Below are 22,736 nucleotides of genomic sequence, written 5' to 3' on the forward strand. Positions count from 1 at the left end.
CCTGACCGGGTCCACAATGGGCCACGTGATGCGGATGACAGCAACCGGCGCGATGGGCATTACCTTTGTTTTTCTGGTCGATGCGGCGGGGCTGTTGTGGATATCCCAATTGGGTGATCCGACATTGGTGGCCGCCATCGGCTTTGCCTTTGCGATCCAGTTTTTTTCGGTGTCCATCGCCGTTGGTTTCATGATTGCCGCAACAGCGATGATCTCGCGCAGTATCGGCAGGGGCGCTGTGACGCTGGCTCGCCGGCAGGCGGGAGCTGCGACCGTGATTGCGGCGGGGGTCCAAACCTGCGTGGCACTGTTGGTCATCTTGGAACGCCACGATCTGGTTGCACTGGCTGGGGCCGAGGGCGAAACCGCACGGCTTGCGGCACGCTATCTGGCCATCACCATGCCTTCGCTCATCCTGATGGCTGTGGCGCTGACCTGCTCGGGGGCGCTGCGTGCTGAAGGGTTCGGTGCACAGGCGATGTATGTCACCCTTTTTTCCGGTGTGCTGTTGATGGTGCTCGACCCGATCCTGATTGTCTGGCTCGGGCTTGGGCTGGATGGCGCTGCGATCGGGCTTTTTGCCTTTCGTATCTGTCTGGTTGCGCTTGCGATCTATTTTGCGGCGCTGCGCAATGACCTGATTGCATGGCCTGCCGTTGAGGATGTGCGCGCGTTTTTCAAACCCTATATGGTGATCGCCCTGCCAGCGATTGCCACGCAAATGTCCACGCCGGTCGGGAATTATCTGCTGACCATCGTCATGGCCCCTTTTGGCGATGATGCAGTGGCGGCCTGGGCAGTGGTCGGGCGACTGACCGTTGTGGTCTTTGGCGGGGTTTTTGCCCTGTCGGGGGCCATTGGCGGTATTTTTGGCCAGAACTTTGGCGCGGGTCAGATGGCGCGGGTGCGCAGTACTTATCGCAATGCGCTGATCTTTTGCCTGATTTATACGCTGGTGGCGTGGCTTTTGCTGTACCTGGCAACGCCCTATGTGATCTGGGCCTTTGCCTTGCAAGGTCAGGGGGCTGCGATTTTGACGGCATTTACCACGGTGGGTGTGGGCGCGTTCATCTTCATTGGCGCGCTCTTTGTCTCAAACGCGGCTTTTAACAGTCTGGGCAGGCCTGGCCGATCCACGCTGGTGAACTGGCTGAAAGACGGTGCGCTGTCCTGGCCACTGGCGTCTTGGCTCAGCCTTTATTCTGGCGCGATCGGGGTCATCTTTGGTCAGGCACTGGCCGGTGTGGTGATGGGCGTGGTCGCGGCGGTATGGGGCTGGGTCTTTGTTGCGCGGCTGCAGGCTGAGGACACGCCGCCCCTTGACCGCCCGTCCTTGCGCCCCTACCCGAACCCCGACAGATATCGGAGAAGATGATGCCAACGTTTACCGCACTGACCACCCTGATGGGCCGCGATCCCGCATATGCGCTGGGCGACGCGATGGAGGGCCTGACGCCAGAACCGACAGGGGTTGGTGTCTTTGAGGTCGAAGACGGCTCAGGCCTGTGGGAAGTGGGTGGTTATTTCGAAGCAGCCCCGGATGAGACCGCACTGATGGTCCTGGCGGTGGCAATGGGGGCCAAACCTTTTGTCGTTTCAGAAGTGCCTGAGACCGATTGGGTCGCTCATGTGCGCCGCGAGCTCGCTCCGGTCGAGGCCGGTCGGTTCTTTGTTTATGGCAGTCATGACGCTGACAAGGTCCCGCAAGACTGCGAACCTTTGCTGATTGAGGCGGCGATGGCGTTTGGGACCGGTCATCACGGCACGACTTTGGGGTGTCTGCGGGCGTTGGACCGCCTGGCGGATGACGGGTTTGAAGGACAAAACGTTGTCGATATCGGCTGTGGCACAGCCGTTCTGGCCATGGCCGCCGCCCGTATCTGGCCGCAAAACGTGCTGGCCAGCGATATAGATGAAGTTGCGGTTGAAGTTGCCGCGGCAAATGTGATGGCCAACGGTTTGGAGGGGCGTGTCAATTGCGTTGAGGCGGCTGGCTTTGACCACCCTGTTCTGGCCCAGGCAGCCCCCTTTGATCTGGTATTTGCCAATATCCTCAAAGGCCCTCTTGTCGCACTTGCCCCCGATATGGCGCAGGCCATGCAGCCCGGCGGCTATGCGATCCTGTCAGGAATCTTGAACGAACAGGCCGACGATGTGATCGACGTTTATGCACGATCTGGCATCAATCTTGTCCATAGGGATAGCATTGTCGATTGGACAACCCTGACCCTTCGCAAAATGACCTAAATTGACCCCCATTTAAGGGGAATTTGAGGCACTTGCCCAGAAAATGCCACATTTCAGGCCTAACGTCTTTCGGAACTGATCCGGTGGGGGCCGTTGATCTGAGAAGGCTATTGCCATGGCTGAGACACATGACCAATTTAACAAGCGCCTGAGCCTGCTTGGCCACAAACATGCGAAGATGACGCATGGGTTTTCTACCCAAGTGGGTCCAGACGGGCTGATCCAGGTCACGCCGAAAGCGAAACGAAATTCATTTCCCTTCAGAGGGCTGTTCCTGCTTGTTTTCGGCTTCGTTGCATTCAAGGCATTTATGTTGGCATCCGTTGGTCCCGCAACCTATGAAGAACGGCTTTCCAAGCTTGAGAACGGTTCAGTGGTTGAGGCCGCCGGTGCCAAGTTTCTGGGTATTGACCCGCTCACGGCGATGATGGCGGATATTGTTGTACCGCTCTTGCGGTAAGGGTTGGCATCATTGCCTGAAATGGGCATTTGACGTTTCGGACGACACCGGTCACTTCGCCCACGCACTCAGGGCATCATATAGCAAAAGCCACGCGCTGTTCTCACAGGCGTGGCTTATTGCGTCGGAGTGACAAGGCGTGCGCTGATCAGCGCGCCCGTCGCCATTTAGCGAATGAAGTCTGTCTGGGCGACAACATCGATGTCGCCGCGGATCAGGCCGATATCGTCCAGTTCGCGATCAGACAAGGCTGCCAATGCGTTACGTGTTACGCGTGCATCGTTCCAGGCAACAACATTGCCAAAAATATGCGCGATAAATGAAGAAATCCGAGAAACGGCCAATACTGAGCCATAAGCGGTGCGGGTGGTGTCGAAAGCTGCCATTTGAGCCATCCTTTATATCTGAATTGTTATGCCGGTTTGCCCGACTGTCTGAGGGGCAGATAGGCGGGTTATTTGAAGAGCACAATTGACAGAATTGCATGTGTGATCTGCACCCATTGCATAGGTCCGGAAGGTGGTTAACGCACCGTAAAGTAAGGCAAAATTGTGTTTCTCCGAGTGTCGCTTTTGAACTTGAGAAAGGCGATTTCAACCGCTTTGGCGCAAAAGCGACCCGTCAGAGGTCGCAATCACGCGCTGATGGGAAAAGCGTGGCCAATGTTCGCCTTTCGTGCTAGTGAAACAAAAAAGCAACAATTTGAGGCAACTGGACATATGGTACGGGTAATCGGCATTGATCCGGGGCTGCGCAATCTTGGTTGGGGCGTCATTGACGTGGCAGGCAGCAGAATTACGCATGTCGCAAATGGGGTTTGTGTGTCCGTTGGCGAGGATCTGGCGCAACGGCTGTTATCATTGCACGGGCAACTGACGCGGGTCTTTGCCACCTACCGCCCCGAAGCCGCCGCAGTTGAGCAGACCTTTGTGAACAAGGACGGTGCAGGCACTCTCAAACTGGGTCAGGCACGTGGTATTGCGATGCTGGTGCCAGCCCAGGCCGGACTGACGGTAGGTGAATATGCGCCCAACACGGTCAAGAAAACTGTGGTGGGTGTCGGACATGCGGATAAGGGCCAGGTCGCGCATATGGTGCGCATGCAACTGCCCGGTATCGAGATTGCAGGCCCGGACGCAGCGGATGCGTTGGCCATCGCAATATGTCATGCGCACCACGGTGGGGCGAGCACCCTTGCCGCAGCCGTTGCAAAGGCCACTGCATGATTGGAAAAATTACAGGTCGCATCGAGTACCGCGCAGCGGATCATCTGCTGATTGACGTGCGAGGTATTGGGTATCTGGTCTATTGTTCCGAGCGCACATTGGCCGCTTTGCCGGGGGTGGGCGAAGTTGTCGCCCTTTATACCGATCTGGTGGTGCGCGAAGACCTTATGCAACTGTTCGGCTTTCAGACATTGGTTGAAAAGGAATGGCACCGCCTGCTGACCTCCGTTCAAGGGGTCGGGGCCAAGGCATCGCTGGCGATTCTAGGGGCTTTGGGGCCGGATGGGGTGAGCCGCGCCATTGCGTTGGGCGACTGGAATGCGGTCAAGGCGGCCAAAGGTGTGGGGCCGAAGATCGCACAACGCGTGGTATTGGATCTCAAGGACAAGGCACCGGGTGTCATGGCAATGAGCGGCACGCTGGCCCAGGCCCAAGGCGATGTGCCTGCACAGGTCATTGAAACTCCCATTGCCCGCAAACCCGTAGCCTCGGCCCCCAATGCGTCTGCACAATCCGAGGCGCTTTCAGCCCTAAGCAACCTTGGCTATGGCCCCGGTGATGCCGCAGGCGCAGTGGCGCAGGCGGCAGGCGAGATACCGGATGCAGAGACGCCCGCGCTGATCCGCGCGGCGTTGAAACTATTGGCCCCAAAGGGCTAAGGTATATGCATCACCCCGATGGGCCTTTTCTTGTCTTGGATAACACATGAACGACAGCGACCCGACATTGCGGCCCGAACCGCTGCCCGAGGATTTTGACCGCGCGTTGCGTCCGCAGTTGCTGGATGAATTTGTCGGTCAGGCCGAGGCGCGGTCGAACCTGCGGGTGTTTATCCAATCTGCCAAGCAACGTGGCGAGGCGATGGACCACACCTTGTTTCACGGTCCGCCCGGTTTGGGCAAGACAACGCTGGCACAGATCATGGCGCGCGAGCTGGGTGTCGGGTTTCGCATGACCTCCGGACCGGTGTTGGCCAAGGCCGGCGATCTGGCGGCGATCCTGACCAATCTCGAACCCCGCGATGTGCTGTTTATTGACGAAATACACCGGCTCAACCCGGCGGTTGAAGAGGTGCTTTACCCCGCGCTTGAGGATTTCGAGTTGGATCTGGTGATCGGCGAAGGCCCTGCGGCACGCACCGTGCGCATCGAATTGCAGCCCTTTACCCTTGTCGGTGCCACCACACGCATGGGGCTTTTGACCACGCCACTGCGCGACCGCTTTGGCATCCCGACGCGGTTGCAGTTTTATACCGAGGATGAGCTGTTCATCATCGTGGACCGCAATGCCCGCAAACTGGGTGCGCCGGCCGATGAGGGTGGCGCGCGCGAGATCGCCAAGCGGGCGCGAGGCACACCCCGGATTGCGGGGCGGTTGCTGCGCCGTGTGGTGGATTTCGCGGTGGTTGAAGGCGATGGCACGGTGACGCGGGCACTGGCAGACATGGCGCTTACACGGTTGGGTGTTGATCATCTGGGTCTGGATGGGGCCGACCGGCGATATCTGCGGCTGATTGCCGAAAACTATCAAGGCGGTCCGGTGGGGATTGAAACGATGTCGGCTGCACTGTCAGAAAGCCGTGATGCGTTGGAAGAAGTGATTGAGCCGTTTTTGCTGCAACAGGGATTGATCCAACGCACCCCGCGCGGGCGGATGCTGGCGCGAAAAGCGTGGGTGCATCTGGGGATGACGCCGCCCAAACCGCAAAGTGATTTGTTTGGCTGAGGGGGTGGGATTGAGTATTTTGGGCGAAAAGAAACTGGAGGCTTGGCAGATCGAGGCGTTGTTCACCCGCGGCGACGGCAGCTTTGCCTTTGCGCGTTGGGGCAGGGCGATTTGCCCTGTGGTTTTTGGGGTTGAAGATGCGACATTGGCGGTGGTCAAGGGCGCGTTGGAAGCAATGGTCAGCCTTGCCGGGCATGAGATGGGCGAGATGGATGCCGAACTTGGCAGCAATCTGATGATTTTCTTTTTTTCGGAGTGGTCCGAGTTGCTGGAAGTCAAAGGTATGGACCGGCTGGTGCCGGATTTGGCAGCTTTGGTGGCGCGGCTGGAAGCAGTGGATGCCAATCAGTACCGGATTTTCCGGTTCGATGCGGCGGGTGCAATCAAGGCGTGCTTTGTCTTCCTGCGGATGGATGAATATCTGAGTACGGTACCTGCGCACACGCTTGCCCTGTCTCAAATCGTGCAGTCGATGCTGCTGTGGTCCGACACCGCTTTCCAAGACCGCTCACCCTTGGCCGCAAACGGCGAGACAACCGTCTTGCGCCCCGACATCGCCGATGTTTTGCGTGCGGCCTATGATCCTGTTTTGCCGGCGATGGCACAGGATCCGTCACATGCGTTGCGGATTGCGGCGCGGGTGGGAAAACCGCAATGATCCATCGATTCTCATTGCGTGTCTATTACGAAGACACCGACATGGCGGGCATCGTCTATTACGCAAATTATCTGCGGTTCATTGAACGCGCGCGCAGCGACTGGGTGCGCGAGATGGGCATTGATCAACTTGCGATGAAAGCGGATGGGCTGGTGTTTGCGGTGCGACGGATCGAAGCGGATTATCTGGCCCCGGCACAGTTTGAGGATGTGTTGGAGGTGCGCACAACCATAGAGGCACTCACGCCCGCGCGTATGGTGATGGGTCAAGAGGTCTGGCGCGGTCAGACCTGCCTGTTTCGCGCCGTCGTCACAATTGTCTGCATCGGGGCGGGCGGAAAACCAGCGCGTTTGCCAGCGAAACTTCGCTCAATGACCCTCTGACAAGCGGCGCTTTGCCAAGACCCTAGCTTTCCCAATTGCGCTGGGTTAGTTTCGTGCCAAATGGAGCCTTGGAAAACCGAGGCCTGAGGCAGTAGGCCGCATCAGCGGTGGGTAAAAAGAGCAGGACACATGCAGACAGCATTATTAGCAGCCAACGTTGGGGGCAGCATTTCGGTATGGTCGATGTTTGCCGAGGCAACCGTGACCGTGAAATTGGTGATGATCGCACTGATCGTTGCGTCGTTTTGGTCGTGGTCGATCATCGTCCAGAAAATCATCCAATACCGCAAGGCCCGCGCCCAGGCAGAGCAGTTTGATCAGGCGTTCTGGTCAGGTGAGCCACTCGATGGGTTGTTTGACAGTGTTGGAGGGGACCCGGATGGATCGGCAGAGAAAATCTTTGCCTCCGGCATGACCGAATGGCGCCGCTCGCACCGCGATGACGGTGGTTTGATCCCCGGTGCGACCGCCCGCATCGACCGCAGCATGGACGTGGCCATCGCAAAGGAAGCGGAGCGGCTGCAAAAAGGGTTGCCTGTGTTGGCGACCGTTGGCTCAACAGCCCCGTTTGTAGGTTTGTTCGGAACCGTTTTTGGCATCATGAATGCCTTTATCGAAATCGCAGAACAGCAAAATACCAATTTGGCCGTCGTTGCCCCCGGTATTGCAGAGGCGCTCTTGGCGACAGGCATGGGCCTGATGGCGGCGATCCCGGCCGTGGTATTCTATAACAAACTGAGCGCCGACAGCGATCGTATCCTTGGTGGATATGAAGCCTTTTCAGACGAATTTGCCACCATCCTCAGCCGCCAGCTGGACAGCTAGGTCATGGGGGCAGGAGTTGTAAAAAAGCAAGGCGGCGGGCGCGGACGGCGGCGCGGGCGCAGCCAGCCGATGGCAGAGATCAATGTCACACCTTTTGTAGATGTGATGTTGGTGCTGTTGATCATCTTTATGGTCGCCGCACCCCTGTTGACTGTCGGTGTGCCTGTTGAGTTGCCCAAAACGGCTGCCGGTGCCTTGCCGTCAGAACAAGAAGAGCCGTTGACAGTGACAATCACAGCGGATGGCGGCGTGCAGATCCAGACCACGGAAACACCGCGAAATGATCTTGTGAACAAGCTGCGGGCGATCGCGGCTGAACGGGCAAGCGACCGGGTGTTTCTGCGCGCCGACGGCAAAGTGCCCTATAGCGCCGTGATGGAGATCATGGGCGCGCTGAATGCGGGTGGCTTTTCAAACATCGGTCTGGTCACAGACATCGGTGGTCCGGCGCTGGATGGCACCGACGCATCGGGTGGCTAGGCGTGCATACCGGGCATTATATTTCTGGGGCGGGGCATCTGATTTTCATCGGCTGGCTGCTTTTTGGCAGCGTGTTCGACCCCGATCCGCCGCCATTTGAGATGACGGAGGTGTCCGTGATCAGCGGTGCCGATTTTGATGCATTGGTCGCAGCCGGGCAATCGCCTGACACAGCGACTGACGTGGCGCAGCCAGCCGAGCCAGAGGTGTCAACGGATGTACCAGAGGTGCCCGCAACGCCGGATGCGGCCATTGAACAACCCGCCCCCATTCAGGCCGAAACACCGCCCCCCGACGATACACCACCCGAGGTGACGGAACTGGCGTTGCCGCCCGAAACTCAGGTCGACGATGCCCCGCCAGAGCTGGACCAGCCGGTGGGCGATATCGCCGTACTGGTGCCAGAGGTTGCCCCGGAAGCGGCACCGCGCCCGGTTGAACGGGTGGCACCAGACCCTGTGGCAGAACCTGATCCAGATGCAACGCCGGACCCGGTGGAGCAACAGGCGGTCGCACCGGACGCCGCCGGTGAAACCGTCGAGGAACCACAAGAGGCTCAGGCACCACCTGAGGCCACAACCGAGATCGTGACCGAAGCCACCGCAGCCCCTGCTGCATCGCCGCGTCCGCCCGGCCAACGTCCTGCTGCACCGCAGCCGCAAGTAACCGAGACACCGACCTCCACACCTGCAGAGCCGTCCACGTCAGCCGAAACCGACGCGGTGACTGCAGCACTGGAAGAAGCGCTCAGCGGTGCCGAAACACCGGCACCCGCGACACCCGCAGCCCCAAGCGGTCCGCCCTTGTCGGCAGCAGAGAAAGATTCGCTGCGTGTTGCGGTATCGGCCTGCTGGAATGTCGGCTCGCTGTCTTCGGCAGCGCTGCAGACAACGGTTGTTGTCAGCGTGAATATGAATCAAAACGGCACGCCCGTGATTGAAACAATCCGGCAGGTTGGTGCATCTGGTGGCTCTGACGCGGATGCAAAACGGGTGTTCGACTCTGCACGCCGTGCGATTATCCTTTGTGGGTCAAAGGGTTATAATCTGCCCAGCGATAAATTCAGCCAATGGCAAACCATAGAGATGACCTTTGATCCCAAAAAGATGGGGAGCAGATGAGCCTTTGCACTCACAATTTTACCGCCCCTCTGGCGAAAATCGGCGCGGCATTGTGTCATATGATTGCCTGCTCGGGTGTCAAAGCCCATAAACTTCCCCTCGAAAAGCACGCCACTAGGCGCGACACTGCCATCATGTTTGGTCCTGAAAGGATTTGCCTCAGATGAAATCACGTTTTCTCAGCATTTGTTTGGCATTGCTCAGCGCGATAGCCGTCCCCGCCACGGTTCTCGCGCAAGAACCGCTCAAGATCATCATTGATGAAGGGATCATCGAACCTTTGCCCTTCGCGGTGCCGACCTTTCAGCCTGAAAGCGCCGAGGCCGGACAGCTGGCCAGCGATCTTGCCCGTGTGGTCGCCGAAGATCTGATTGGCACCGGGCTGTTCCGCGAAATCCCTGCAAGCGCATTTATCTCAACCGTCAGCGATTTTAATGCCAGCGTGCAATACGCCGATTGGAAGGCGATCAACGCGCAGGCTTTGGTCACCGGGGCCGTGAATGTTCAGGGCGGTTCGGTCAATGTGAAATTTCGCCTTTATGATGTGTTTTCAGGTGCTGAAATGGGCAACGGACTGCAGTTTTCCGGCACCACCGGCGGGTGGCGGCGGATGGCGCACAAGGTGGCCGATGAGGTGTATAGCCGGATCACCGGTGAAGGCGGCTATTTCGACAGCCGCGTTGCCTATGTTTCTGAGACAGGCCCAAAGGATGACCGCAAGAAACGTCTGGCGATCATGGATTACGATGGCGCGAATGTGCAGTACCTGACCGATTCAGGATCCATCGTTCTGGCACCGCGTTTTTCACCGAGCGGCGACAGGGTTCTTTATACAAGCTACGAAAGCGGATTTCCGCGCATCTATGTGCTTGATATCGGCAGCGTCTCGCGCCGCGTTCTGGAAAGTTCAGAGGGCACAATGAGCTTTGCACCGCGATTTTCGCCCTCCGGACAGACGGTGGTTTTCTCGCTTACCCAAGGCGGTAATACTGACATCTACACCATGGACATTGCCAGCGGATCATCCGTGCGCCTGACCAACACCCCCGCGATTGAAACCGCACCCAGCTTTTCGCCAGATGGCCAACGCATTGTGTTTGAAAGCGACCGGTCCGGCACGCAGCAACTATATATCATGCCTGCAACTGGCGGCGAAGCCACGCGAATTTCCTTTGGTGAAGGGCGTTATGGCACGCCTGTGTGGTCGCCGCGTGGCGATCTGGTGGCGTTCACGAAACAGAACAAAGGCCGTTTTCACATTGGTGTGATGCGGTTGGACGGTTCAGAAGAACGTCTGCTGACAGCATCGTTTCTGGACGAAGGCCCAACATGGGCACCCAACGGTCGTGTGGTGATGTTTGCCCGCGAAACCCAAGGCGCAGGCGGGTCATCAACGCTCTATTCAGTGGACATTTCAGGCCGTAACCTGAGACCTGTGCGCACGCCCGAAGGGGGGTCTGACCCATCATGGTCACCCTTGCAAAAGTGATCACCAAACATGCGCGGAATATTTCCAATGGGCGCGCGCCTGTGATAAACAACAGATCAATTGGCACAAAGCCATCACACGAGAGGCAGTAGCATGAAACGTTTCCTGACCAGCACCATCTTGATCGCAGCTTTGGCCGTTTCGGCCTGTACCAACCCCAATCGCTTTGGTGCGGACGGGTCGGGCGGGGCAAACGCCAACGCAGGGATAAACGGCAGCGTTTTGCCGGGCAGTGCAAGCGACCCTTCCTCAACCGCTTATTTCCAGCAGGCCATCGGTGACCGGGTCCTGTTCGAGGTTGACCAGTCAAACCTGACCGCAGTTGGCCGCGCCACATTGGATGGCCAGGCTGGCTGGCTTTTGGCGAACACCGACTATCAGGCGGTGATCGAAGGCCACGCGGACGAACAGGGCACGCGCGAATACAACCTTGCCTTGGGGGCACGCCGTGCCAATTCAGCGCAGGAATATCTGGTGTCCAAAGGTGTGCCAGCCTCCCGTTTGCGGGTTGTGAGCTATGGCAAGGAACGCCCGATTGAAATTTGTTCAGAAGAAGCCTGCTATGCCAAGAACCGCCGCGCGGTGACGGTTCTGGCCGGTGGACTGACCAGTTAAGGTATAATTGACTATGATGAAACGCGTTATTCTGGCGATGGCTTTGGGGGTGCTGGTCAGCCCCGTTGCCTTGCATGCACAGGACTCACAAACCCTTGCGGATGTGCGTCAGGAACTGACGGTCCTGAATGTCGAAGTGCAAAAGCTCAAACGCGAGTTGTCAACCACCGGTGGCGTTTCGGTGGACACAGGCGGTGGGTCGGTGCTTGAGCGTGTGAACGCCATGGAAAGCGAATTGCAGCGCCTGACATCCAAGAGCGAAGAGCTGGAAAACCGCATCAACCGTATTGTCGCGGACGGCACAAGCCGCATTGGCGATCTGGAATTCCGTCTGGTTGAACTTGAAGGTGGCGATATTTCTACCTTGGGTGAAACATCGACTTTGGGCGGCGCGGACCAGACCTCCAGCCAGGCCCCTTTGACGGCACCGGCAACGCCCACCGACACGGCATCTTTGGCAGTGGGTGAGGCAGCAGACTTTGAGCGGGCGCAGGCGGCGCTCGCCTCCGGTGACTTTCGCGGCGCCGCAGACCAGTTTGCGACCTTCAATCAAACCTATCCGGGTGGACCGCTAGCCGCCGAGGCCGATTTGCGCCGGGGCGAGGCACTCAACAGTCTTGGTGACCCCCGCGAAGCAGCGCGTGCATTTTTGGCCAGCTTCACCGCAGATCCGGTTGGCCCTGTTGCACCTGCATCCTTGTTTGAACTGGGCCGCGCATTGGGCGTTTTGGGCCAGACTCAGGAGGCATGTGTGACATTGAGTGAGATCGCTGTGCGGTTCCCTGACAGTCCCGCAGTGGCGCAGGCTGAGGGGGAGCGTGCGAAGATGGGCTGCTCTTGATCACATGCCAGCACGCTTAACCCAACAGGTCGCTGAGGCGTTTTTGCCCACCCCCCCTGAGGTGTTAGGTGTCGCGGTGTCGGGTGGCGGCGATTCAATGGCATTGCTGCATCTGCTGCATGGCCTTTGCACCCTGCACGGAACAAAATTGCGTGCGGTGACCGTAAATCATGGTCTGCGTGCTGAGGCAGCGTCGGAGGCCCGAATGGTACAGCAGTTTTGTGCAACCTTCGGCATTTTGCATGACACCCTGCTTTGGGATGCCTGGGACGGCACAGGAAATCTGCAGAGTGCAGCCCGCGATGCCCGTTTTGCGCTGATGTCAGCGTGGGCAGCCGAACACGGGATCGGCACAATTGCATTGGGCCACACAGCGGATGATCAGGCTGAGACGTTTTTGATGCGTCTGGCCCGGCGTTCTGGTGTGAATGGGCTGGCGGGCATGTCGCCGCGGATTATTCGCGAAGGCGTGACATGGGTGCGCCCGCTGCTCAAGGCCAGCCGTGCGGAACTGCGCGGCTATCTGCAATCCCAAGATGTCCCTTGGACCGAAGACCCCAGCAACGACGATACCGCTTTCGAGCGCGTCAAGGCGCGCCAGATCCTAGAGGTGCTCGCCCCATTGGGGATTGATGCCCAAGGGCTGTCAGCGGTGGCCGAACATATGGCACAGGCCCGTACGGCCTTGGATTGGCAGACCTATCTGGCTGCACGTGACATCGCCAAGGTGGACGCAGGCGCGATCGTCATTTGTGAGCGCAAGTTGCGCATTCTTCCGCATGACATTCAGCGCCGGTTGTTTGTGAGCGCTGTGAACTGGATCAGCAACGAAACCTATCCGGCGCGTCACGCAGCGATAACATCGCTGATGCAGGCACTGCGTAAAGGTCAGGCTGCGACTTTGGAGGGATGTCATGCCCGCAGGGTCGGCGGCCAAATCTGGGTGTTTCGCGAACATAACGCCGTGAAAAACGTACAAACCCCCCCGGATGAGCTTTGGGACGCCCGCTGGCATTTGACCACCGCTGACACATCCGACAAATGGCGGAACGTGACAGTGCGGGCGTTGGGCAAAGAGGGACTTGAACAATGCGTAGATTGGCGCGCTTCCGGGCGTCCCCATGCGGTTCTTTTGTCCACGCCAGCCGTCTGGCGAGGTGACGTTGTTGTCGCGGCCCCCCTTGCCGGATGGAGCCAGAAATGGCATGCGGACGTTATCGGCGGTGAAGAGACTTTCTTTGCCGCGCTTTTAACGCATTGAACATGCGCGCATCATCTCTATCTTAAAGGGGTGGCCGCGTCATAAAGATGTGTCCTCTGGGCCGCAGCACCCGCGCGCGCCTTGTTGATAATAGGAGAATTTCCTTGGGCAATGTTCGTAATCTCGCCTTCTGGGTTGTGTTGATGCTGCTGGTTCTGGCGTTGTTCAATTTGTTCAACGGCTCAGGCAACAATCTGCAAAGCACTGAGATCACCTATTCTGAATTTGTAAACTCGGTCAAAGGCGGTGATGTCCGGAATGTGACACTGGACGGTGAACAGGTTCGTTTTCGCAAGGCCGACGGCGGTGATTATATCGTGATCAAGCCAGAAGACGCTGAAATCACCACACTGTTGATCGACAACAATGTTCCCATTCAGGCCAAACCGCAGGAACAATCTGGATTTTCCACGTTCCTGATGTCCTTGTTGCCTATTCTGTTGCTGATCGGTGTATGGATTTATTTCATGAACCGGATGCAGGGCGGTGGCAAAGGTGGTGCCATGGGCTTTGGCAAATCCAAGGCCAAGATGCTGACCGAAAAGCATGGCCGCGTGACGTTTGATGACGTTGCTGGCATTGATGAAGCCAAGGAAGAGCTTGAAGAGATCGTAGAGTTCCTGCGCAATCCGCAAAAATTCAGCCGTCTGGGCGGCAAAATTCCCAAAGGCGCGCTGCTTGAGGGCCCTCCCGGTACAGGTAAAACGCTGCTTGCGCGGGCCATCGCGGGTGAGGCGGGCGTGCCGTTCTTCACCATTTCCGGTTCTGACTTCGTCGAGATGTTCGTAGGTGTTGGCGCAAGCCGTGTCCGCGATATGTTCGAGCAGGCCAAGAAAAACGCCCCTTGTATCGTTTTCATTGACGAAATTGACGCAGTTGGTCGCCATCGTGGTGCTGGTTATGGCGGTGGCAACGACGAACGTGAACAGACATTGAACCAGTTGCTGGTTGAAATGGACGGCTTTGAGGCGAATGAGGGCGTGATTATCATCGCAGCCACCAACCGTAAGGACGTTCTGGACCCGGCCCTGCTGCGTCCGGGTCGTTTCGACCGTCAGGTCAGTGTGGGCAATCCCGACATCAAAGGCCGCGAGAAAATTCTGCACGTGCATGCGCGCAAAACGCCGCTTGGGCCTGATGTTGATTTGCGCATCATTGCCCGTGGTACACCGGGTTTCTCGGGTGCTGATCTGGCCAACCTCGTGAACGAAGCAGCACTGACTGCGGCGCGCTTGGGGCGGCGGTTTGTGGCGATGATGGATTTCGAATCCGCCAAAGACAAAATCATGATGGGTGCCGAACGGCGTTCAATGGTCCTGACGCAGGACCAAAAGGAAAAGACCGCCTATCACGAAGCGGGCCATGCGATTGTGGGCATCTCTTTGCCCAAGTGCGACCCGGTCTACAAGGCAACGATCATTCCGCGTGGCGGTGCCTTGGGCATGGTCATGAGCCTGCCGGAAATGGACAAGCTGCAAATGTTCAAAGACGAGGCTGAGCAGCGCATTGCCATGACCATGGCGGGCAAAGCGGCCGAAATCCTGAAATATGGCCCCGAATCCGTGTCGTCCGGCCCGGTAGGTGACATCATGCAAGCCAGCGCGCTCGCCCGGGCAATGGTGATGCGCTATGGCATGTCCGACAAGGTTGGCAACATTGACTATCAAGAAGCGGCGGCTGGCTATCAGGCCAATGGCGGGGCCGGTGGGTTTTCTGTTTCTGCGGCCACGAAAGAGCTTATCGAGAGCGAAGTGAAACGCATCATCGACGAAGGTTATGATCTTGCTGCAAAAATCCTCAAGGAAAAGATCGAGGAATTTGAGCTTCTTGCGCAAGGTTTGCTTGAATATGAAACGCTGACGGGCGACGAGATCAAGCGTGTGATCTCGGGTCTGCCGCCCACACCAGACCCCGACGTGGACGAAGGTCCATCCGACGAAGGCAGCGCACCAAGCGTGACAACGATCCCCAAGGCCAAGGCCAAGAAATCACCGCCGTCTTCGGGGAAGTTGAAACCGGAGCCATCGACCTGATCCATCTGATCTGGTGATGGGAACATCATAAGAAATCATAAGGTCCGGCCTGTGCCGGGCCTTTTCTTTTGCCTGGACAACGCGCACTTTGACCGGACAAGACTAAAAAGGATCACCCATGGCAGAGCTTCGTCCAACCGACTTTATCGCAATCGTCACGTGGCTGGGCAGGGTACCAAAAAAGCGCACCAACATCCGGTCAGAACCTATTGAACAGGCATTCGTAAGCTATGCTGGAATCGAGGACGATTTTCACAGTGGTCTCACACGGGCCTCATGTGTGCGGGTCACCGCACAGCATCCCAAAGGCACCGAAATCCGCAACACCCGACAGTTGTCCATCCTGTCGGTTGAGGAGCTGGATGCCATCGCGCGAGTGATTGGCATCGAGGCCATGGACCCGACCACATTGGGGGCGTCGATTATCCTAAAAGGCATTCCCGATTTTACCTATGTGCCACCGGGATCGCGGCTTCAGACTGAAAGCGGAACGACGATCGTCATTGACGTCGAAAACGGCCCCTGCAATTTTCCCGCCCGCGAGATCGAAAAAGATATGCCCGGGCACGGTAAATCGTTCAAAACAGCCGCCCGTGGCAAACGCGGGGTGACCGCATGGGTCGAGCGCGAAGGCATGATCGCCATTGGTGACACTTTGCGCCTGCATGTTCCTGATCAACCTCAATGGCCCCATCTTTGAGGCCCCATGTTTCCAAAAAGAAACCCCGCTGCGGCGTCTCGCCGCATCACGGGGTGGAAATGTCGGAAATGCGCCCTCGCCAAGACAAGGGCACCTGTAAGAGGGGCACAGCAACACCGCCGACATGGCAACAGGGGATTCTCAGATGGCTTTCAAGACCGACATCCAAATCGCACGCGAAGCGAACAAGAAACCGATTCAGGAAATCGGCAAGAAACTGGGCATCGGCACAGATGACCTGCTGCCCTACGGCCACGACAAAGCAAAGGTCAGCCAGAAATTCATCAATTCGGTTCAGGACCGCAAAGACGGCAAACTGATCCTTGTGACCGCGATTAACCCGACGCCAGCGGGCGAAGGCAAGACCACAACAACTGTTGGGCTGGGCGACGGTCTGAACCGCATTGGCAAAAACGCCTGCGTGTGTATCCGTGAGGCATCGCTTGGTCCGAACTTTGGCATGAAGGGTGGTGCCGCAGGCGGTGGCTATGCCCAGATCGTGCCGATGGAAGAAATGAACCTGCATTTCACCGGCGACTTCCACGCGATCACCTCTGCCCATTCTTTGTTGTCGGCGATGATCGACAACCACATCTATTGGGGCAATGAGCTTGAGATCGACACCCGCCGCGTTGTGTGGCGCCGTGTCGTCGACATGAACGATCGCGCATTGCGTCAGATCAACGTATCCCTTGGCGGTGTGGCGAATGGCTTCCCGCGTGAAGGCGGGTTTGACATAACCGTGGCATCCGAGGTCATGGCCATCCTCTGCCTCGCGAAGAACTTGACCGATCTGCAGGAACGTCTGGGCAATATGATTGTGGCCTATCGCCGCGACCGCACACCTGTATTTGCCCGCGACATCAAAGCGGACGGTGCAATGACCGTTCTGCTGAAGGACGCGATGCAGCCAAACATCGTCCAAACCCTCGAAAACAATCCGGCATTTGTGCACGGCGGCCCGTTCGCGAACATCGCCCACGGCTGCAACTCAGTTATCGCAACAACAACGGCTTTGAAACTGGCAGATTACGTTGTGACCGAGGCTGGTTTTGGTGCTGACCTTGGTGCCGAGAAATTCATGAACATCAAATGTCGCAAAGCCGGCCTGTCACCCTCTGTTGTCGTGGTCGTGGCCACCGTGCGCGCGATGAAGATGAACGGCGGCGTTGCCAAGGCTGATCTGGGCACGGAGAATGTTGATGCGGTGAAAAAGGGCTGCGCCAACCTTGGTCGTCACATCGAAAACATGAAATCCTTCGGGGTGCCGGTTGTCGTTGCAATCAACCACTTTGTCACCGATACCGACGTCGAGGTGCAGGCCGTCAAAGATTATGTGGCGTCGCAAGGCTCCGAGGCGATCCTGTCGCGTCACTGGGAGTTGGGTTCAGAAGGGTCTGCAGACCTTGCCACTCGCGTTGCCGAGATTGCCGATGGCGAGTCCGCCAACTTCTCGCCCATCTACCCCGACGACATGCCGCTGATGCAAAAGATCGAAACCATCGCCAAGCGCATTTACCGCGCCGACGAGGTGCTGGCCGACCAGAAGATTCGCAACCAGCTGAAAGAATGGGAAGCACAAGGCTATGGCAATCTGCCCGTCTGCATGGCCAAAACCCAGTACAGCTTTACCACCGATCCTGACCGCCGTGGCGCGCCAACCGGCTTCTCCGTCCCGGTACGCGAGGTGCGTCTGTCCGCAGGGGCCGGATTTGTTGTGGTGATCTGTGGTGAGATCATGACCATGCCGGGTCTGCCCCGGGCTCCCTCGGCCGAAACAATCAGGCTGAACGCTGACGGCGACGTTGAAGGGTTGTTCTGATACTCAGATGGGGACAAACCTTCGTTAGAGGATAAGGGGTAGGGCGGGGTGTACCCCCGCCTTACGCATGAAAAGGGAAAGCAAATGACAGCAACAGTGATCGACGGCAAGGCCTTTGCAGCAAAAGTGCGGGGCAAGGTGGCCGACCATGTGACCCGCCTGAAAACCGACCATGGCATCACACCGGGTTTGGCTGTGGTTCTGGTGGGCGAAGACCCGGCATCGCAGGTCTATGTCCGTTCCAAAGGCAAGATGACCGTCGAAGTGGGCATGAAATCCGTTGAACACAAACTGGATGTTGAGACGCCCGAGGCTGAATTGTTGGCGCTAATTGATCAGTTGAACAACGATCCCGATATCCACGGCATTCTGGTGCAATTGCCACTGCCCAAACACCTGGACGAAGATCTGGTGATCAATTCGATTTCGCCCGCCAAGGACGTGGATGGCTTCCATATCTCCAATGTGGGTTTGTTGGGGACAGGCCAGAAATCCATGGTGCCCTGCACACCGCTGGGCTGTTTGATGATGCTGCGCGACCATCACGGCTCACTGTCGGGAATGGATGCGGTGGTTATCGGGCGGTCAAATATCGTTGGCAAACCGATGGCACAACTGCTGCTGGGTGACAGTTGTACGGTCACTATTGCGCATTCCCGAACCAAGGATTTGCCTGACGTTGTGCGCCGCGCCGACATCGTTGTGGCCGCCGTGGGCCGCCCTGAAATGGTGCCGGGGGATTGGATCAAAAAAGGTGCGACAGTGATTGACGTTGGCATCAACCGCCTTGACGCCCCTGAAAAGGGCGAAGGCAAGACCAAGCTGGTGGGGGACGTTGACTATGAAAGCTGCGCGGCTGTTGCAGGGGCAATCACACCTGTGCCGGGCGGCGTGGGGCCGATGACCATCGCCTGCCTGCTGGCAAACACCGTTACTGCCTGTTGCCGCGCAAATGGGTTGGCAGAACCCGAAGGCCTGACCGCCTAGGCAGGGACAGGCACCATGGTGCCCTGCAAGACAGCAATCAGATTGCGCACCCCGTCTTGTTCGGCGTGGACCTCTGCGCTGACCACACAAAGCCGCCTGCCGGGTTTGATCACCCGGCCCGTGGCAATCAGGATGTCCCCACGTGCAGGCGCAAGCAGGTTCACTTTGATCTCCGCGGTGACCACCTCCATGTCCAATGGAAGCATGGTCAAAGCTGCATAGCCGGCCGCAGAATCCCCGATGGAAAAGGTCAGCCCCGCATGACCAAACCCTTGTTGTTGCAACGCCAGCGGCAATATTGGTGCCGTGATGCAGATATGGCCCTCGCGCACGTCACTGAGTGTTGCACCAAAGGTGGACATCATACTTTGCGCGGCAAAGCTTGTGTGAATGCGGTCAATGGCAGGTTGGTCCACTTCAAGTTACCTCGGCATTGGAATGGCAATGGGGTTCTTGCCTGTCAGAATCGCACAGGCCTCTGGGCGCATCAGATCACAGAGTACATTCGAACGGCTGCGCAGCCCGCCGGTGTAGGTGCCATAAGCTGGCAGGATCACCCGATCGCTGTCAAACAGGAATGCAGGTCGCGAAATATTTCGACCTGAGGCGTGCAGCGACGCTTTGGGGTGATAGTGGCCCGACACCTCCCCACTCGCGTCAATCTGGGCGATGTGACGAAAGGTCAGCGGGGCAATCGGCAATTCGGCCAGATGACTGCCGCCCAGATCGACAGGGCCGGGGTCATGGTTGCCCTCTATCCACACCCACCGACGCCCGGCCTGAAGCTTGGCAATCCAGAGCCGATCTTCATTGGGCAGGGCCAGTGCGGCACCCAGATCGTCAAAACTGTCACCCAGACAAATCACCACCTGCGCATTGCAGCGCGTCAGATCGGCGGCAAGCCGGGTCAGGGTATCGCGCGTGTCATATGGGGGCAGGGTACCACCGCCCCGTCTGGCAATCCGTTCTGACTTGCCCAGATGCAGATCGCTGACACAGAGCAGCCGCTGATCTGCCCACCAGAGCGCGCCACTGCCAAGTGCCGTCATCTGTGCACCAGCAAGAGTGAAATCGTATCCGTTCATCCTTTGTTCATGTTTGAATTGGTGCCGTTTGGCAAGCAGACAATCAGATTCCGTGCGTTTGGAACGGATGGCGTGCATCGGTATTTGAAAAAGGGTGAAATGGAAGACGCGCCAACATTTGGGTTCGTACCCATGAAGACATGACGCGCCTTCACCCTTTACGGTCATCGGCTCCGCAGCCTGTACCGCACCTCATCTTGGCCTAAACGTCGTTAAAGAATGATGAACTCTTAATTTCACCCTTTTCCAAATACCGATGCGTTGGACCCAAATGAAAAGAGGACCGGCCCAAGGTCAAAATCCCATACGCCAACGCGGCTTGTTTGACGGGGCAGGGGTGATGCTGGCGAGGCCGGATTGCTCCATCAAACGCTCGGCCTCTTGCGCGAGCAACCGCTCTTCAGCCTCGCCTTTGACCGGGACGCGGCCCATTTCCAAAAACAACGGGGCCGCCAAAGGTGAAACGCGTGGCAGGCGCAGATGATCAATCCGACCCGCGACACGGCCAATCATTTCTTCGATGCGGCCAAAATCAACCAAACCGCGCAGGGCCTCTTCGCGGGTGATCTGCAGCATGAGGTGTTCAGGGTCATACCGGTAGAGCGTGTCATACAGAATGTCAGAGCTGAACGTTGCCTGCCGGCCCGATTTACGCGCTTGGGGCAGGTTTCGTTCAATCAGCCCGGCTATTGTCGCACTTGCGCGAAAGGTGCGTTTCATCACCGCGTTTCCGGCCAGCCAAGTGTCCAGCCCGTCCTGCAGCGCATCGAGATCAAACAGCGGGGCAGGGTCTTTTACCGCGTCCAGCCCCCAGATAAGCGTCGCATAATCGGTGGCCACAAAGCCAAGCGGGTGCAAGCCCAGCTCTTCCATCCGTTTGGTCAGCAACAGGCCGAGCGTTTGCATCCCGTTGCGTCCGGCAAATCCGTAAACAACGGTTTGTTCACGGCCATCATGGGCGAAGCTTTCGACCAGCAATCTGCCGGGCTGTGGCAATTGGCTGACCTCGCGCTGCAGGTGCAGCCATTGGGCAGTGTGGGCTGGCAGATCAGGCCAGCTGCTTTGGGTAAACATCTGCTGAATACGTGCAGAGAGCTGCGTTGATGTGGCAAATTTCGTGCCCATGAATGTCGCTATTTTTGGCTTTTTCGCAGCATCCCGGCTGACCTCAACTGTCATTTCACGCAGGCCTTCGTATTTCACAATCTGGCCGCCGATCAAAAACGTATCGCCAGGTGTCAGCGATGCGGCAAAGCCTTCTTCAATTTCCCCTAAAGGTTTGCCACCACGATTGCGCCGCATCCGGACTTTGAGCGTGTCAGTGTCCTGAATGGTGCCGATGTTCATGCGGATGCGCTGTGCACTGCGCGGATCGCGCAATTGCCAGCGTCCGTCGGGCCGTTGGATCAACCGCTGCCAACGGTCATAGGCGCGCAGCGCATAGCCGCCTGTCGCGCAAAATGCGAGGCAGTCGTCGAACGCGGCCCGCGTGAGATCGCTGTAGGCACCCGCAGAGGTGAATTCGGCATAAAGATCATCCGCATGGAACGGCCCGGCACAGGCGGCAATCAGAATATGCTGGCACAGCACATCGCGCGGGCCGGAGCCGCGCGGCTCGCCGTCCAGCTCGCCCGCCAGAACGGCCTCAAGTGCCGCAACGCATTCGACCACTTCAAACCGATTGGCAGGCACCAAAAGCGCCTTTGAGGGGGCATTATACTGGTGGTTGGCGCGGCCGATGCGCTGTACCAGACGTTTGACATTTTTAGGGGCACCAATCTGGATCACCAGATCGACATCCCCCCAATCAATGCCCAGATCAAGCGAGCCGGTACAAACGATGGCGCGCAATTCGCCCCTTACCATCGCGCCCTCAACGCGCGCACGTTGTTCGCGGTCAAGACTGCCGTGGTGGATGCCAATCGCCAGACCTTCGTCATTGGCAAGCCAGAGGTTATGAAAGAATATTTCCGCCTGCGCACGGGTGTTGTGAAAGATCAACGTGGTGTTGTGTTGTTTGATCTGTTCCAGCACCGCCGGGATGGCATAGGCCGCGCCGCCACCGGACCACGGCGGTGCTTCTTCGGTGCGCAGCATCTGGATATCGGGTGCGGGGCCAGGATCGGCCAGCAGAATTTCACACGGGTCCGGATGTCGGGCCATCAGATGCGCGATGGCTGCTGGGTCATCCACAGTTGCTGACAGCCCCACACGTTTGAGATCGGGACAGATCGTTTGCAGTCGCGCCAGCGCCAGCATCATCTGATCACCACGTTTGCTTTCGGCAAGGGCGTGGATTTCGTCAATCACCACCCGTTTCAGCCCTTTGAACATGCGCGGGGCGTCATCGTAGCTGACCAGCAGGGCAAGGCTTTCTGGTGTGGTTAAGAAAATATGGGGCGGGTCCGCACGTTGCCGTTTGCGCCTGCTTTGCGGCGTATCGCCGGTGCGTTCGTCGATTGTAATGGCTAAATTCATTTCCTGCACCGGCGTGGTCAGATTGCGTTTGATATCCGCAGCCAATGCCTTGAGCGGGGAGATATAAAGCGTGTGCATGCCCATATGTTCACGCTGAGCCAGATCAATAAGCGTGGGGAGGAAACCAGACAAGGTTTTGCCCCCGCCCGTCGGCGCAATGAGCAAAAGCGACGGTGCATCCGCGCGCTCCAGCATTGCCAGCTGATGGGGATGGATGGACCAGCCTTTCGAGGCGAACCAAGTCTGAAACAAAGCGGGGAGTTGCGTCATCTGGGCAATTTAGAGCGCCCTGCGCCGGAA

At 57.9% G+C, this 22,736-nt stretch carries 23 protein-coding genes; 19 read left to right on the forward strand and 4 right to left on the reverse strand.

Annotation, left to right across the window (positions count from 1 at the left end; genetic code table 11):
* Positions 1 to 28: 28 nt before the first annotated feature.
* The 3 genes from C1J02_RS06125 (at position 29) to C1J02_RS06135 (ending at position 2,707) form a co-directional block, all read left to right on the forward strand.
* The gene (locus C1J02_RS06125; RefSeq protein ID WP_254693220.1) at positions 29 to 1,375 is read left to right on the forward strand and encodes an MATE family efflux transporter; all 1,347 of its coding nucleotides are present in this window, start codon (positions 29 to 31) and stop codon (positions 1,373 to 1,375) included.
* The gene (locus tag C1J02_RS06130; protein WP_114880410.1) at positions 1,375 to 2,247 is read left to right on the forward strand and encodes a 50S ribosomal protein L11 methyltransferase; all 873 of its coding nucleotides are present in this window, start codon (positions 1,375 to 1,377) and stop codon (positions 2,245 to 2,247) included. The genes C1J02_RS06125 and C1J02_RS06130 overlap by 1 nt, the downstream gene beginning before the upstream one ends.
* A 115-nt stretch (positions 2,248 to 2,362) precedes the next feature.
* Positions 2,363 to 2,707: a hypothetical protein gene (locus C1J02_RS06135; RefSeq protein ID WP_114877788.1), complete on the forward strand. Its 345-nt coding sequence runs from the start codon at positions 2,363 to 2,365 to the stop codon at positions 2,705 to 2,707.
* A 167-nt stretch (positions 2,708 to 2,874) separates the two neighbouring features.
* Here C1J02_RS06135 and C1J02_RS06140 read toward each other — a convergent pair whose 3' ends face one another.
* Complete coding sequence (locus C1J02_RS06140) at positions 2,875 to 3,093, reverse strand: DUF1127 domain-containing protein (RefSeq protein ID WP_114877789.1); 219 nt, start codon at positions 3,091 to 3,093, stop codon at positions 2,875 to 2,877.
* A gap of 333 nt (positions 3,094 to 3,426) precedes the next feature.
* Here C1J02_RS06140 and ruvC point away from each other — a divergent pair, with 333 nt between their 5' ends.
* The 16 genes from ruvC (at position 3,427) to folD (ending at position 18,873) form a co-directional block, all read left to right on the forward strand.
* Positions 3,427 to 3,933 (forward strand): crossover junction endodeoxyribonuclease RuvC, encoded by a 507-nt coding sequence (ruvC, locus tag C1J02_RS06145; RefSeq protein WP_114877790.1) that lies wholly within the window; start codon positions 3,427 to 3,429, stop codon positions 3,931 to 3,933.
* Complete coding sequence (ruvA, locus tag C1J02_RS06150) at positions 3,930 to 4,592, forward strand: Holliday junction branch migration protein RuvA (protein WP_114877791.1); 663 nt, start codon at positions 3,930 to 3,932, stop codon at positions 4,590 to 4,592. Before ruvC ends, ruvA begins: the two co-directional genes overlap by 4 nt.
* Before the next feature lie 46 nt (positions 4,593 to 4,638).
* Positions 4,639 to 5,658: a Holliday junction branch migration DNA helicase RuvB gene (gene ruvB / locus C1J02_RS06155; protein ID WP_114877792.1), complete on the forward strand. Its 1,020-nt coding sequence runs from the start codon at positions 4,639 to 4,641 to the stop codon at positions 5,656 to 5,658.
* 10 nt (positions 5,659 to 5,668) lie between these two features.
* Positions 5,669 to 6,316 (forward strand): hypothetical protein, encoded by a 648-nt coding sequence (locus C1J02_RS06160; protein WP_254693221.1) that lies wholly within the window; start codon positions 5,669 to 5,671, stop codon positions 6,314 to 6,316.
* The gene (ybgC, locus tag C1J02_RS06165; RefSeq protein ID WP_114877793.1) at positions 6,313 to 6,699 is read left to right on the forward strand and encodes a tol-pal system-associated acyl-CoA thioesterase; all 387 of its coding nucleotides are present in this window, start codon (positions 6,313 to 6,315) and stop codon (positions 6,697 to 6,699) included. The genes C1J02_RS06160 and ybgC overlap by 4 nt, the downstream gene beginning before the upstream one ends.
* A gap of 183 nt (positions 6,700 to 6,882) precedes the next feature.
* Positions 6,883 to 7,524 carry a protein TolQ gene (tolQ, locus tag C1J02_RS06170; RefSeq protein ID WP_254693272.1) on the forward strand — a complete coding sequence of 214 codons (642 nt, stop codon included), beginning with the start codon at positions 6,883 to 6,885 and terminating at the stop codon, positions 7,522 to 7,524.
* A 3-nt stretch (positions 7,525 to 7,527) separates the two neighbouring features.
* On the forward strand, positions 7,528 to 8,004 hold the full coding sequence (gene tolR / locus C1J02_RS06175) for a protein TolR (RefSeq protein WP_114877795.1): 477 nt from the start codon (positions 7,528 to 7,530) through the stop codon (positions 8,002 to 8,004).
* A 2-nt stretch (positions 8,005 to 8,006) separates the two neighbouring features.
* The gene (locus C1J02_RS06180) at positions 8,007 to 9,125 is read left to right on the forward strand and encodes an energy transducer TonB (protein ID WP_114877796.1); all 1,119 of its coding nucleotides are present in this window, start codon (positions 8,007 to 8,009) and stop codon (positions 9,123 to 9,125) included.
* A 163-nt stretch (positions 9,126 to 9,288) separates the two neighbouring features.
* Positions 9,289 to 10,614 (forward strand): Tol-Pal system beta propeller repeat protein TolB, encoded by a 1,326-nt coding sequence (gene tolB, locus C1J02_RS06185; protein ID WP_114877797.1) that lies wholly within the window; start codon positions 9,289 to 9,291, stop codon positions 10,612 to 10,614.
* Positions 10,615 to 10,707: 93 nt separating this feature from the next.
* The gene (gene pal, locus C1J02_RS06190; protein WP_114877798.1) at positions 10,708 to 11,229 is read left to right on the forward strand and encodes a peptidoglycan-associated lipoprotein Pal; all 522 of its coding nucleotides are present in this window, start codon (positions 10,708 to 10,710) and stop codon (positions 11,227 to 11,229) included.
* Positions 11,230 to 11,245: 16 nt separating this feature from the next.
* Complete coding sequence (ybgF, locus tag C1J02_RS06195) at positions 11,246 to 12,070, forward strand: tol-pal system protein YbgF (protein WP_114880412.1); 825 nt, start codon at positions 11,246 to 11,248, stop codon at positions 12,068 to 12,070.
* A 4-nt stretch (positions 12,071 to 12,074) separates the two neighbouring features.
* The gene (gene tilS / locus C1J02_RS06200; protein ID WP_114877799.1) at positions 12,075 to 13,331 is read left to right on the forward strand and encodes a tRNA lysidine(34) synthetase TilS; all 1,257 of its coding nucleotides are present in this window, start codon (positions 12,075 to 12,077) and stop codon (positions 13,329 to 13,331) included.
* Between the two features lie 104 nt (positions 13,332 to 13,435).
* Positions 13,436 to 15,364, forward strand: coding sequence for an ATP-dependent zinc metalloprotease FtsH (gene ftsH / locus C1J02_RS06205; RefSeq protein WP_114877800.1), 1,929 nt, complete (start codon positions 13,436 to 13,438; stop codon positions 15,362 to 15,364).
* Positions 15,365 to 15,482: 118 nt separating this feature from the next.
* Positions 15,483 to 16,064, forward strand: a complete 582-nt coding sequence (locus tag C1J02_RS06210) for an MOSC domain-containing protein (RefSeq protein WP_114877801.1) — start codon at positions 15,483 to 15,485, stop codon at positions 16,062 to 16,064.
* Positions 16,065 to 16,209: 145 nt separating this feature from the next.
* Positions 16,210 to 17,886: a formate--tetrahydrofolate ligase gene (locus C1J02_RS06215; RefSeq protein WP_114877802.1), complete on the forward strand. Its 1,677-nt coding sequence runs from the start codon at positions 16,210 to 16,212 to the stop codon at positions 17,884 to 17,886.
* Positions 17,887 to 17,970: 84 nt separating this feature from the next.
* Positions 17,971 to 18,873 carry a bifunctional methylenetetrahydrofolate dehydrogenase/methenyltetrahydrofolate cyclohydrolase FolD gene (gene folD, locus C1J02_RS06220; RefSeq protein WP_114877803.1) on the forward strand — a complete coding sequence of 301 codons (903 nt, stop codon included), beginning with the start codon at positions 17,971 to 17,973 and terminating at the stop codon, positions 18,871 to 18,873.
* Here folD and C1J02_RS06225 read toward each other — a convergent pair.
* The 3 genes from C1J02_RS06225 to C1J02_RS06235 form a co-directional block, all read right to left on the reverse strand.
* Positions 18,870 to 19,238, reverse strand: coding sequence for a PaaI family thioesterase (locus C1J02_RS06225; RefSeq protein WP_114880413.1), 369 nt, complete (start codon positions 19,236 to 19,238; stop codon positions 18,870 to 18,872). The two genes, folD and C1J02_RS06225, sit on opposite strands and share 4 nt — an antisense overlap.
* A 57-nt stretch (positions 19,239 to 19,295) precedes the next feature.
* Entirely contained in the window at positions 19,296 to 19,958 is a 663-nt protein-coding gene (gene pdeM / locus C1J02_RS06230) for a ligase-associated DNA damage response endonuclease PdeM (RefSeq protein WP_114877804.1), read from the reverse strand.
* Between the two features lie 294 nt (positions 19,959 to 20,252).
* The gene (locus C1J02_RS06235; RefSeq protein WP_114877805.1) at positions 20,253 to 22,706 is read right to left on the reverse strand and encodes a ligase-associated DNA damage response DEXH box helicase; all 2,454 of its coding nucleotides are present in this window, start codon (positions 22,704 to 22,706) and stop codon (positions 20,253 to 20,255) included.
* Positions 22,707 to 22,736: the final 30 nt, after the last annotated feature.

The sequence above is a fragment of the Sulfitobacter sp. SK011 genome, assembly GCF_003352065.1.
Lineage (GTDB): Bacteria > Pseudomonadota > Alphaproteobacteria > Rhodobacterales > Rhodobacteraceae > Sulfitobacter.